Here is a 13571-nt window from a genome sequence, read left to right as displayed (position 1 = left end):
GCATGTCGTAAGACACCCTCATGGTTCGTGAGATTTCGTGACCTACTACCTGTGGGCCGGGGAGCGGAGCTTGTCTCGGCGAAGCCTGCTGCCTTCGAGCCTTTATCTGGCGGCGCCCTTTCGGACAGGAGCGCGATCAGGGGCCTCATTTGCCCAGATAGTCGATCGCATCGCCCAGAGTGGCAAGCTTTCCGTAGTCGGCTTCCGGAATATCCACGCCCGTCGCCTCATGCAGCGCGGTTAAGAAATTGAGGAAATCCATGGAATCGAGATCAAGAACTTCGCGCAGTTCCTCATCGTCGGCAAGGGAGGAAAGATCGGCCTCGGGCGCGATGCCTGAAAGCTCGGTCAGTATGAGCTTGCGGATTTCAGCCTGGGTCACAGCTTCTCGGGCTCCTGCAACAATTGTTCGATGGCGAACAGCAGCAGGCCGCCAACGTGGCCGTCGCTGGCGCGATGATCCGCGGCAATCGACACCTCGACCAAGGGGCGCGACACGATCTGACCATCGGATATCCATGGACGCTCGGAAATCCTGCCAAATCCCAATATGGCGACCTGCGGCGGATAGATCACTCCGGTCACGCTGTCGGCGCCCCGTTCGCCGAGGCTGGTGACGGTTACGGTCGAGTCCATCAGTTCCGAGCTACGCAGACCTCCGGAGCGGGCGCGAGCAACGAGATCGCGCAGCCTGGCCATCAATTCCGGCAGGGGTATCCGGTCCACCGCATGGATCGCCGGCGCGACTAGGCCACCTCCACGCAGAGAGATTGCCCAGCCGATATTAATGTCCTCGGCCTGCACGAATGCGTCATCCCGCCAGAATCCGTTGAGCTGAGGATGTTTGCTCAAGGCGAGCGCCGTGGCCTTCAGGAGAAGTGCGCCGGCCAGCATGCGCTCGCCGGGAGGACGGGCTTCGTTGTAGCCGGCTAGCCAAGCGAGCGAGGCTGCCATGTCGATCGTACTCGACAGATAATAATGGGGTATTTCCCGCTTGGAACGGCTCACAGCCGCGGCGATGGCGCGGCGCATCTCGGCGGGATCAAAACCACGCTTGCGGGCAGACGGCAAGGGCGCCGGCGCCGTCGCGCCTCGGGCCCGCGCGAGTTCGACGTCGGCGAGGGAAACCGAACCATCGACCCCGGTGCCAGAGAGCGCTTCCGGGTCGATCCCCAATTCGGCCGCCAGGCGCCTTGCCGCGGGTGAGACCTTGATGCGTCCGGCCGGCGCAGACCGGTCCGGAACGGGCGGCACGCCTGCTTTCTGCGCAGGTCCTAGCGCAGGCGGCGGAGCAGGCCGCCCCGGGGCCGTGACTGCGGCTTCCGCCGAAGACCGCAGTTGCGCCAACACGCCACCGACCGGGACGGTTTCCCCTTCCCTCGCAACGAGTTCGGCGATGGTACCGTTCTCAAATATCTCCACGTCGATCGCACCCTTGTGGGTCTCGACCACCGCCACGACATCGCCACTGTGGACGGCATCCCCCGGCTTCACGAGCCATTCGACCAGCTTGCCGCTTTCCATGTCGGCGCCGAGCGAGGGCATCACGAAATCGCTCATTCCGGCCTTACCAAGCCCCGCGCGGCCTCGACGATGTCCGCCACCTGCGGCAGGGCCGCGTCCTCCATGTGCGCTGCGTAGGGAATCGGCACTTCGCGGGTGCAGACCCGGCGGATCGGCGCGTCGAGCTCGAAGAACAGGTCTTCTGCAAGACGGGCGGCAAGTTCGGCAGACAGCGAGCCGCTGCGCCAGCCCTCGTCGACGATCACGCAGCGCCGGGTGCGGCCGACCGAAGCATAGATGGTCTCATTGTCGAGAGGACGCAGGACGCGCAGATCGACGATCTCCGCCTCTATGCCCGCTGCCGCCAGTTCTCCTGCGGCGGCCAGCGCCTTGGGCAGACTGCCGCCGTAGGTCAGGATCGTCAGGTCCCTGCCTTCCCGGCGTATCCTGGCCTTGCGGATATCGACTGACGTGATGGCGGGATCGAGTTCGCCTTCGGCATTGTAGAGCACGACGTGCTCGAAGATCAAAACAGGGTTAGGGTCAGCGAGTGCTGCGGCAAGCATAAGGCGCGCATCCTCGATCGTGCCGGGAGCCAGCACCGTGATGCCCGGAATATGCGCATACCAGCCTTCCAGGCTGTGCGAATGCTGCGCAGCGAGTTGCCTGCCGCCGCCGGTTGCCATCCGGATGACCAGCGGCACCGCGAACTGCCCGCCAGACATGTGCGCAATAGTGGCGGCATTGTTCACGATCTGGTCGAGCGCCAGCAGGCTGAAATTGCAGGTCATGATCTCGACGACAGGACGCAATCCGCCGATGGCGGCGCCAATCCCGGCTCCCGTGATAACGCTTTCGGCAAGGGGTGTGTCACGAATGCGTTCCGGCCCGAATTCCTCGAGCAAACCTTTGGTCACGGCATAGCAGCCGCCGTAGAGACCGACATCCTCGCCCATGACGAAGCAACGAGGATCGCGGATGAGCGCGTCGCGGATCGCCTGTCGGCAAGCCTCCCGATAGGTCATGCGATCAGGTGCCTGTTCGTTCACGATGGAACCTCGTCCATAGTTACGAAGCGCTCAAGTTCGTCCACGCTCTCCCAGGTCCCGGCTTCGGCAAAGGCGACGGCGGCCGCGACTTCGGTATCGACCGCCGCCTCGATCTCATCCAATTCCGCCGGTGTCATCAGGTGCGCCTCCAGCAGCCAGGCCTGCATCCGCACGATCGGATCGCGCTCCTTCCAGTGCGCCACTTCCTCCTTGGTGCGATACTGCTGGGCATCGAACATGGAATGGGCGCGGAAACGGTAGGTGCGGCATTCGAGGAACCAGGGACCGTTGCCCGCCCGGATCGATTCCACGGCTCGGCGCGCCGCGACCTCGACCGCCACAGGGTTCATGCCGTCGACCTGCTCGCCAGGCATGTTGTAACCCTTGGCCTTGTGGATGATCTCGGTGTCGGCCTCGGCCACTTCCAGCGGCACGCCCATGGCATAGAGATTGTTCTCGCACACGAACAGGACAGGCAGCTTCCACAGGGCAGCCAGGTTCATGCTTTCGTGGAATTCGCCCTCTCCGGCAGCGCCCTCTCCGAAGAAACACACCGTCGCGGCGCCGGGGTGCAACTGCTGGTCGGCCATGGCGGTGCCGACCGCCAGCGGGAGCCCGCCGCCGACGATGGCGTTGCCGCCGAGGAAGCGCGAAGCGCGGTCGAACAGGTGCATGGATCCGCCCCGGCCCCGGCTGCACCCCTCAAGCTTGCCGTACATTTCGGCCATGATCGGCCCCATCCCCAGCCCGCGGGCGATCGCATGGCCGTGATCGCGGTAGGTGGCGACCACGGCGTCCCGCTCGTCCAGCGCCTGCATGATCCCGACCGCGACGGCCTCCTGCCCGTCGTAAAGGTGAAGGAAGCCCCTGATCGTTTGCGCCTGGTAGAGTTCCATGCATTTCGCCTCGAAGCGGCGGATGCGCAGCATCTCGCGAAAGAGATGCTGACCGTGACTGCGGTCGATCATCAGCTTCGCGCTCATCTCTCGTCGCTTTCGAGCGTCGAGAGGTCGCCTTCGGGCAGGCCCAGTTCGCGAGCCCTGAGCAGTCGGCGCATGATCTTGCCCGAACGGGTCTTGGGCAGGTTCTCGCGGAAGTCGATCTCCTTGGGCGCGACGGCGGCGCCCAGGCACTTGCGGGCATGGCCCAGCAGTTCGCGCCGCATGGCTTCGTCCGGCAGGTGTCCGGGACGCAGGCTCACGAAAGCCTTGACCATTTCGCCGATGGTGGGGTCGGGCTTTCCGATTACCGCGGCCTCGGCCACGGCGGGATGCTCCATGAGTGCGCTTTCGACTTCGAACGGACCGATCAGGTGGCCGGCCGACTTGATCACGTCGTCCGCCCGGCCGACGAACCAGAAATAGTCATCGCTGTCGCGCCGGACGAGATCGCCGGTGAGGTACCAGTCGCCGGCGAAGCATTTGCGGTAGCGCTCCTCCTCATGGAGATAGCCGCGCATCATCGACGGCCAGCCTTTCCGCAACGCCAGCTCACCGTCAACCATCGCTTCTTCGATCATCGAAACGTCGCCATCCTCAAGCCGCCGGACGATCGCTGCCTCGATCCCGGGCATCGGCCGCCCCATCGAGCCGGGCTTGATGTCCAGCGCAGCGAAGTTGGAGATCATGATGCCGCCGGTTTCCGTCTGCCACCAGTTGTCGTGAAAGGGGATACCGAAGGCCTGCTGGCCCCAGATGACCGCCTCGGGGTTGAGCGGCTCACCGACGCTGGCCATGAAACGCAACGCAGAAAGGTCGCGCCCCCGGGCCAGTTCCGTTCCCTGTCGCATCATCATCCGGATTGCGGTGGGCGCAGTATACCAGATGCTGACGCGCTCCTGCTCCAGGATGTCGAGCCACATCGCCGCATCGAATTCCGCCTCGAGGACGATGCTAGTCACGCCGTTGGTCAGTGGAGCAAGGATGCCATAGCTCGTTCCGGTGACCCAGCCCGGATCTGCGGTGCACCAGAAGACATCGTCGTCGTGCAGGTCCAGGGCATAGCGTCCGGTCACGTGATGGGCGACGATTGCCTCATGGACGTGAATGGCCCCCTTCGGCCGGCCGGTGGTGCCGCTGGTGAAATGCAGCAGCGCCATGTCCTCGGGGTCCGTGGGGGCGATGACAAAGTCGTTGTCTGCGGTTTCGACCACCTCCGCCCAGTCGTGCAAGCCGTCGCCTTTGGCCTGCTCCTCGCCGACCAGAATGACATGCCTGAGACCGGGGAGCTGGTCGCGGATGGCGGCCACCTTGCGGTTAAAGAGACCAGGAGTTGTGACCAGTACGCGCCCATCGCCAATTTCCAGGCGAAGGGCAATCGGCTCGGGCCCGAACGCCGAGAACAGGGGAGATGCCACGCAACCCGCCTTGAGCGCGCCCAGCACCGCCACATAGAGTTCGGGCAGCCGGCCCATCAGCACGAATACACGCTCTCCCCGCTCCACGTCCATTGCCTTCAGGGCATTGGCGAAGCGATTCGTCGCCTCGTGAAGTTCGCGATAGGTGAGGTTCCGTCGAGCGCCCGCCTTTCCGATCCAGCGCAAGGCCACTCTGTCTGCTTTGGGGCCAGCGGCATGCCGATCGACGGCTTCATGGGCGATGTTGAGCCCCCTGCCCTGGGGCAGACCATCGAGCAGGGCGCGGGCCTTTTCCCATGAGAATTCCGCGCACTCGCGATCATAGTCGAGCAGATGAGGAGGCGGGGTCAGACTTGCGGGATTCTTTGCGATCAAGGCGCTGGCGGGCTGGCCGGAATCACTCGAGTGCCCTTCCCTCATTCGACTACTCCGGCGAACGGGCTGGAATACTTTTCCGTCCCCGTCGTGCCGCCTCTCACCCGCACTGTCACGTTTCTTTCGCTACCGTCATCGGGGAAATCGATCTCGGACCGGGGATGGCTTTCGCCGCCGACATTCAAGTCCAGCCGCTCGTCCAAGCCACCATCCACCCTCTCGACGCGCACCTTCAATGTTCCGTGCGGGCGCCTGATCCTCGCCTCGTAACCGGGCCAGCCCGATGGAATGCAGGGGTCGAAGCGAATCCGCCCATCGACCAGGCTCAGGCCGAGCATGCCTTCGACGGCGAAACGCCATGTCCACGCGGCGGAACCGGTATACCAGGTCCAGCCGCTGCGCCCGCCGTGCTGTTCTCCGGCCGAAATGTCACCGGCCACGACATAGGGCTCCCCGCGGTAATGCTCGGCGCTGGCGCGGCTGGCGGTGCGCCCAATCGGGCTGAGCATCTGGAATATGTCCATCGCCGCATCCGGCTTGCCGGTTCTGGCAAGGGCAAGACCGAGCCATGCGGCCGCATGCGTGTATTGCCCACCATTCTCCCGAATTCCGGGCGGATAGGCCTTGATATAGCCCGGATCGTGCAGCGCGCGATCGAATGGAGGCCACAGCAGTCTCGCAATTCGATGCTTCTCATCGACGAGTTCAGTGAATGCCGAAGCAAGGGCCATGTCCACTCGCGCCGGATCGGCGCCGGCGAAAGCGGCCCATGACTGCGAGATCGAATCGATCCTGCATTCCTCGCTCTGCGCCGAACCCCACGGGTGACCGCTGTCATCGTAGGCGCGGCGATACCAAGAACCGTCCCATCCGGCTTCTTCCGCGCTCCGGCAGAGTTCCCGCGAACGCTTGCGCCACCGTTCGGCCTCGCCTCCGCGGCCGACGCGCGAATTGAGGTCCGCCATGGCTTCGGCCGTGACCGAGGCGAACCAAGCCAGCCAGACACTCTCGCCTCGGCCGGCCTGTCCGATCCTGTTCATGCCGTCGTTCCAGTCGCCCCCGCCGATCAGAGGCAGTCCATGGACCCCTTCGACCAGAGCGCGTTCCAGAGCCCGCTCGCAATGATCGATGAGCGGCTCGCGGGTAACGGTGCGTTCGAAAGATGCGTATCTATCCTCTTCTCCTGCGGCGAGAGGCGGTGCGTCAAGGAAGGGCAACCGTTCGTGAAGAATGGATAGGTCGCCGGTCGCCGAGACATAGGTCCCGACGGCATAGGGAAGCCATAGCATGTCGTCGCTGCAACGAGTTCGAACGCCGCGATCGGAGGGAGGATGCCACCAGTGGAGCACGTCGCCTTCTTCGAACTGGTGGGCCGCGCAAAGCAGGATATGGTCGCGAACGCGCCGCGGATCGCTGTGCAAGAAGGCGAGGACATCCTGCAGCTGGTCGCGAAAACCAATTGCACCGCTCGCCTGGTAGAAGCCGGTGCGGGCAAGAATTCGCGACGAGAGGCTCTGATAGGGAAGCCAGCGATTGACCATGAGATCGAACGCCGGATCGGGTGTGCGCACCTCGACTGCGCCGAGCAAGATGTCCCAATGCTCGTGAAGCTGGTGCAGCGCCCGTTCCACCTGTTCGGGATCGCGCCAGCGTCCGGCCAGCGCCAGGGCCTCGGACTCGTCCCTGCCCTGCCCAAGAACGAAGACGACATCCTCGGTCTCGCCCGGAGCGAGGTCTAGGTGGACCTGATAGGCGGCGCAGGGATCAAGCCCGCCCGAGATGTCGCCGCTCAGGCCCCAGCGACCGAGACCGGCAGGGCGGGCCAGATCGGCCTCGAAGCCCAGAAATTCCTGCCGGTCCGTCGTGAAGCCGTGAGATTTCCTGCTTGCGGTGAGGAAGGCGACCCGATCGGCGAAGTCCGGATTCCACCGATTGTAAGCCAGGAGCGCCTCGGTGCCGGCGTCATAACCGCACCGCACATGGGGACGGGCCATGCTGGGCAGTGATCCGAGCAACCATTCGACATAGCTGGTCGCGGTCAGGCGCCGATGATGGTATAATTGATTGCGTATGCGCAGGCGCATGATCTTCACCGGAGCGTCGGTGGGCACGAAGACGAGCAGTTCCTGATCCAGCCCGTGCGAGCATTTGCGCCATTCGCTGTAGCCCGCGCCATGGCGGATCCGGGTTGCCGTGTCATGACCCGCAGGTGCGGGTGTCACGCTCCAGACTGCCGCAGTTTCCTCGTCGCGGAGATAGACTATCTCGGTCGGTCTGTCCGTAACCGGGTCGTTCGTCCACGGTGTGAGCCTGTTTTCGCCGCTGTTTATCGCCCAGGAAAAACCGCCGCCGGCTTCGGTGACCAGACAGCCGAAATCGTCATTGGCAAGAATGTTGGACCACGGCGCAGGCGTGGATTCCCCCGCTTCGAGATGAATCACATAGTTCCTGCCATCTGCGGAAAATCCGCCGATGCCGTTGTCGAACAGCAGATCGACCGGTCTCTCTCCGGCCCGGTCCGCCGTGTCATATTCCGGCATGGAGGGAATAAAGAGCGGCAATGGACTGGGCCTCACACTGGCCAGATCCAGTTGCTCCGCCAGGCTGCCTTGCGCCTCGTCGAGCGCGACGGCCGCGACGGCCTCGAGCAAGTGGACCTGATCGGAGCCGATCTGGTCGGAGAACAACAGGTGGATGCCGCCCTTGCGTCCGAGCATTTCGATCGCGCCGATATTGCGCAGTGACTCGAGCACTTCGTCGCGCAGGGGTTCGATGTAGGCCGACCCGCCGGACTGCAGGACGACGAGGTCGGTTTCGAGGCCCATGCGGCACCAAAACTGGTGGGCGCCCACAAGCTCCTCGAGCATCTCGCCGCTGCTTTGCACGGTTTGCAGCAGAACGATCGGAAGATCGCCGGATAGCGCCATTCCCCACAGGGATGGTTGACCCAGCCGATTGGCGCGAGCGCCTGGCGAATTTGCCCGAAGCGCGCCGTTGGAGTGGATCAGCAGCGATCCGAGCGTCTGGGCACGGCGCAGGCTGCGCGGTCCCAGGCGCAGATGCCGAACCGCCCGTCCCGTCTCCAGTGCGGCGTCCCGCAAGGCCCAATCGACTGACACCGGGGTTAGATGGCGCTCCGCGATCTCCGTCGCGGATTCCGGGCTCGCCGCCGCGACCGTGAGAAAGTATATTTCACGGCGCTCGTAAGGGGCGAGATCCAGTTTGACCTGCAGCGCGGCGACCGGGTCGAGCGTGCAACCGCTGCCGCCGCCGAGATCGGCCGTAGCCCCCGCCGGCCGTTGCGGATCGTTTCCACGTCCGACAAATATGCGCCGGTCGGACTCGAACCCCGCGCCCTGGATCGGCCCGTCAGGCCCGAGCGCAAAGTGCAACAACACGGGCGGGGCTTCGCGCGGACTGCGCGGCCGCCGGGAAAGCATGAGCCCGCCCAGATGCGGGATGCGATCGCTCGTCACAAAGAGCTTGCTGAAGGCTGGGTGCCGCTCATCCTCGAGCGGCGGCGCAAGCACGACTTCTGCATAACTCGTGAGACGCAGCGAACGCGGCCTGCCGCTCTCGTCGGCAATGACGATACGGCGTATTTCAATATCGTCGCCGGCGGCCACGCCGGTCTCCATGCGCAATTCCACTCCGTTGTCACGGCGATGAAACTCGGCCATGTGAGGATGGAAGACCGCTCGGTATTCATCCGGCTTTGCCCGGGTCGGTTGCCGCGTCGCCGACCACAGGGCGCCGGTCTCGTCATCGGCGACATATATCCAGAAGCCATCCGCGTCGCGCGTCACATCTGGCGCGAACCGTGTCAGCGCCTGGCCGTGCCAGCGCAGTCCTCCTCCACCGCCTTCCGATATCCAGCTCGAAAGCCGCCCGTTGCCAAGCAGCAGGACTTGCGGGAACAGCGCAGACGTGGGCGGCTCCCACGAACCGATCGGCTGAGCGCTCCTCTCTTCCTCGCTTGGCCGTTCAAGTTCTTCCAGCCGCTCGATCTCGGCGGGCAGTTCGGTCGGAAGACGCTCGCTCAGCAACAATGAAACGAGGTTCAGGCGAGAGTCCCGCAAAAGGCGATGCACCAGGACATCGTCGCCCAGTACATTGGCAATCGCGCAAAGGATCATTCCCTGGTGGTGCGCCATATAGGCGGCGACAGGCGCGAAGCGCTCGCCGGATGCTCGCCGTGCCGGGGTAAAGTCCGCCGCTTCGAACAACCCGAACCGTCCCCCGGCCCCGTGCCGCGACAACTCGGCCAGGTTGCCTGCGGCCTCGGCCGGTGACACCGCAAGCGCCAGAGCCGATGCGTAGGGTGCCACGACCATATCGCGGGCCAGACCACGTCTCAGGCCGAGTCCGGGAACACCGAATGCCTGGTAACGATAGCGATGATCGGGATCGCGGGAAGCGTAGGCGGATTCCGATATGCCCCAGGGAACGCCATGCCGGTCGCCATAGGTTCGCTGGATGCGGACGGCCGTGCGCTCGCTCTCAAAAAGAAGCGTTTCCGGCTCGCCGCGCAGGAACAGGCGCGGCATCAAATATTCGAACATCGAGCCGTTCCAGGAGATCAGCCCGATGCGGCGACCGCTGCGCGTGATCGGTCGGCCGAGATGAAACCAGTGTTCGACCGGCACATCTCCCTTGGCGATCGCGAAGAAGCTGGCGATCCGCGCCTCGGAGGCGAGCAGGTCGTAGTAGTGCTGGTCGATTTTGCCGGAACTGGCATTGTAGCCGATGTGGAACAGGCCGCGCTCGGCACAGTAAAGCGGCGCGAAATCCATCCCGTATGCCAGAGCTGCCGTTTCTGCGGCCATGGCTTCGAAATCCTCTTCCCCCTGCCCCGGTGCATCGAGGTCCCGCATCATGGTTCTGACTTGCTGCCGAAAGCGATCGATCCAGGCGTGCAGTTCGCGAAGGGTTTCGACGGGCACGGCATTCGGCGGCGCCACCGCAGCGGCTACATGCGCCTCCAGTCGGGGAACGTCGGACTGTAGCATCGACTCAAGCTGCGCACGGCGCGAATCCGGATTGCTCCTCAGAATCATCAATCGGTCGCAGATTTCGGCGATGTCCTCGCGAGCCTCGGTTGCATCCACGACCGCCAGTGCAGAGTCGAGCAGTGCGAGCACGTCGTTCAGACCGTCCCATCTTTGCGGCTCCAACTGCTTGACGTCAGCCGCCTGGCGCAGCGCTTCGGCATAGCCGATCAGGCTCAGGGCGAGATTGCCGCTGTCAACCGTCGATACATACCGCGGCTCGAGTGGCCTCAGGCTCATCGTGTCGTACCAGTTGTAGAAGTGACCGCGGTACCGTTCCAACTGGTTGAGACTGTCGAGGATATTACGCGTGCGGGTCGCCAGCTCCTTGCGTCCGATATAACCGAGATCCCAGGCCGCGGCGGTCGAAAGCAGCAACATTCCGATATTAGTGGGAGAGGTGCGGTGCGCAGTCTCCTCATGGGGTTCGCCCTGGTAGTTGTCGGGCGGGAGCCAGTTGTCGTCGGGACCGGCAAAGGTTTCGAAGAAGAACCACGTCTTGCGCGCGAGCAGTCGCAGAAAATGACGCTGGTCCGCAGTCAAAGGCTCGCTCTCCGACCTGCGGGGTCTTCCGATCCGGAAGGTGATCTCAGGCGATGCGATCCACAGCAGGAGTAATGGCAGTGCGGCCGGCATCGCATGAGGCCGGACGAAAGCCAGACCAACCGCAATCGCGAGCGAAATGACAGGAACCCACCACATCTCCCGCCAGGCAGCAGTACGGGTGTCTCGCCCTCTCATTTTTGCGGCCACCTGGGCGGCAGTCGTCCACTGCAGCATCCGGCGGCGGCTCACGAGTAGGCGCCAGAGGGTGATGCCGATCGCATGGAGCGAGAGCACTGCTTCGTAGAGAAGATAGACGATGGCGAGCAGCCAGCGGCCGGTCTGATCGGACAGGCGGGGCAGCAGACCCAGCGCCGCCCCCGCCGGCGGCCGCGAGCGAGACCGCTGACAATCTCGGTAAACAGCTGGAAACCGGGCGCGAACACGACCAGCAGGGTCCAGAACCACGGGGAGCCGGGCAGGAAGAACCAGTCACCAAGCGCGAGCAGCAGGAGCGCTGGTGCCGCCAGGCTACGGCGGAGGTTGTCGATCATTTTCCAGCGGTCGACCCCGCTGAGCCTGTTGGCGAAACGCGACCCGTCGGCCGCGGGCACCTTCCGTCCCAGCCAGGGCAGGAGTTGCCAGTCCCCCCGGATCCAGCGGTGCATCCGCGAGGCATACTCCGGATAGCTCGCCGGAAATCCTTCATACAGGACGATGTCTGTCGCGAGCGCTGCCCGCCCGTGAATCCCTTCGAAAAGGTCATGGCTGAGAATTCTGTTTTCGGGCACCCGGCCGTCGACGCTTTCATGGAACGCCGCGAGATCGTAGATTCCCTTGCCGACGAAGATGCCCGCACCGAACAGGTCCTGATAGACGTCCGATACCGCGCGGCTGTATATATCGATCGCCGTATCGCCGGTGAAAAGCCGGGTGAACAATGTCCGAACGCCGCATTGGGGAGAGATCTCGACCCGCGGCTGGATGATTGAATAGCCCGAGACGATCCTGCCCGTGGCATGGTCCACCACCGGCCGGTTGAGCGGGTGGGCCAGCACGCCGGCCAGCCTGGCGACGGCTTCCGGCGGGAGCATCGTGTCCGCATCGACGGTCACGACAAACCGGGCGCCTTCAAGTGCCGCACCATCTCCGACATGCATGCTGAAGGCGGAGCGTTCCCCCTCGATCAGGAGGCGGTTGAATTGCTCGAGCTTTCCGCGCTTTCTCTCCCAGCCAAGCCAGCAGCCCTGGACAGGATTGTAGAGCCTTGGCCGGACCAACAGATGGAACGGCCCCCGGCCATCCATCTGGTGACGCTCGTTCAGTCTGCGGACCTGGCTGACCAGCTCGGCCACGACTTCCTCGTCGCCCGGAAGACGTTCTTCTACCGCATCCGGCAGATCGGCCAGCAACGCCACCTGAAGCAGCGGATCGGCATTGGCCAGCCAGTGCGACTCCATCTGCTCGGCAAGCCGCGCTGCATCGGAAGCCTTCGCCACGATCACGGGGACGGCGACGATCGTGCGGCAGCCTTCGCCCAGGCCATTGCTGAAATCCAGCTTGTAGAGCGCACGCGGCGGCAGCCAGCGTGTGATCATCCAGTGAACCACCGCGATTGCGAGGATCGATGCGGGGATGAAGGACAGCAGCAGTCCGGCGATCCAGCCGGACAGGTCCGCCCCGACCGAGGCGAGATAGGCTCCCGGAATGATGAACGCGCCGAGGCCCGCCAGCAGAAGCGCAGCTGCATAGAACTTTCCCGGATTTCGGAGAACCAGCCGCTTCAGCTTTTGCTTGAAAGGAAAGCGCGCGCCGGTGCGGGTCTCGAGCTCAGGCGCACCGGGTCCCACGAGCCAATGGCCGACATGCCCCGGGGCCCGGTCAGACTGGTGAGCAGCCGCGCATTCGACAGCTTCGGCAGCGACGTCGGACTCGCTGGTCGAACTGTAGCGAGCCAGATCTTCGACGCGGCGTCGGTATCGATCGCGGCTCTCGAAATCCATCTGGCTGTAGAAACCGGAAGGGTCTTTGGTGAGTATCTCCTCGACACGATTTGTCCGGTCGAAGAACTGCTCCCAGGGAATTGCGGTGATCGCGGCGAGGTTCGAGACCGAGCGCGCCACACGCTCTGTCGGGTCGAGCGATTCCGGATCGAGCGCCCAATCGGTGATCCGGAAGGGCAGCTTGCGCTCGCCGCAAACCAATGGTGACAAGGCGGAGACGAGGATTTCGAAACTGGCGATCCGCAGCATGGTAGGAAACGCCCAGAGTTCGGCGATCGTCAGGGCGGATTCGTCTTGATAGGCCGCAACGAACCGTACCGCATTGGCGAGCGACACCTGCAGCTTGGTGGTATGCAGCATTGCGTGAGCCAGCACGAAGACGCGAGGCAGGCGTTCTCCCGGTTCGGAAGCGAGCGCAGGCAGGCGCGCATAGAAGCTCTTGGGCAGGTCCTCACGTATCTGGCGCAATGCCCGGTGAATCTGATAGTCGTTGTCGAGAAGCCATTCGGCGGCCTTGCTTGCCTCGGGCGGGGCTGCGGAACAGGCGCAGCGAACATCGTGCAGCCAATCAAACCCCGCGCCGAGACCGGCCCACGCCGGGATCGGCAGGGCCGCCTGATCCGAGAGGCGATGACGGGAACCTAATTCTCGCGCGGACTGTTCCAGAAACCAGCCCAAATTTGGATCGTGTTCG

The 13571-nt window shown here is 64.1% G+C and carries 7 protein-coding genes; all 7 read right to left on the bottom strand.

The genetic code is table 11. The features are described 5' to 3' along the window. Nucleotides 1–145: 145 nt before the first annotated feature. Nucleotides 146–382: an acyl carrier protein gene (locus JI59_RS27255; protein WP_007010988.1), complete on the bottom strand. Its 237-nt coding sequence runs from the start codon at nucleotides 380–382 to the stop codon at nucleotides 146–148. Then, nucleotides 379–1560 (bottom strand): dihydrolipoamide acetyltransferase family protein, encoded by a 1182-nt coding sequence (locus JI59_RS00440; RefSeq protein ID WP_007010989.1) that lies wholly within the window; start codon nucleotides 1558–1560, stop codon nucleotides 379–381. Before JI59_RS00440 ends, JI59_RS27255 begins: the two co-directional genes overlap by 4 nt. Further along, nucleotides 1557–2552, bottom strand: coding sequence for an alpha-ketoacid dehydrogenase subunit beta (locus JI59_RS00435; RefSeq protein WP_007010990.1), 996 nt, complete (start codon nucleotides 2550–2552; stop codon nucleotides 1557–1559). The genes JI59_RS00440 and JI59_RS00435 overlap by 4 nt, the downstream gene beginning before the upstream one ends. Next, nucleotides 2549–3535, bottom strand: coding sequence for a pyruvate dehydrogenase (acetyl-transferring) E1 component subunit alpha (pdhA, locus tag JI59_RS00430; protein ID WP_007010991.1), 987 nt, complete (start codon nucleotides 3533–3535; stop codon nucleotides 2549–2551). The genes JI59_RS00435 and pdhA overlap by 4 nt, the downstream gene beginning before the upstream one ends. Continuing rightward, complete coding sequence (acsA, locus tag JI59_RS00425; RefSeq protein WP_052117803.1) at nucleotides 3532–5328, bottom strand: acetate--CoA ligase; 1797 nt, start codon at nucleotides 5326–5328, stop codon at nucleotides 3532–3534. Before acsA ends, pdhA begins: the two co-directional genes overlap by 4 nt. Beyond that, entirely contained in the window at nucleotides 5325–10874 is a 5550-nt protein-coding gene (locus JI59_RS00420; RefSeq protein WP_239000577.1) for a glycoside hydrolase family 94 protein, read from the bottom strand. Before JI59_RS00420 ends, acsA begins: the two co-directional genes overlap by 4 nt. A 248-nt stretch (nucleotides 10875–11122) precedes the next feature. Further along, entirely contained in the window at nucleotides 11123–13555 is a 2433-nt protein-coding gene (locus JI59_RS27510) for a glycosyltransferase family 2 protein (RefSeq protein ID WP_239000576.1), read from the bottom strand. Nucleotides 13556–13571: the final 16 nt, after the last annotated feature.

Source organism: Novosphingobium pentaromativorans US6-1 (assembly GCF_000767465.1).
Lineage (GTDB): Bacteria > Pseudomonadota > Alphaproteobacteria > Sphingomonadales > Sphingomonadaceae > Novosphingobium > Novosphingobium pentaromativorans.
The sequence above is the reverse complement of the archived record's forward strand: the minus strand, read 5'-3'. Positions and strand labels throughout refer to the sequence as shown.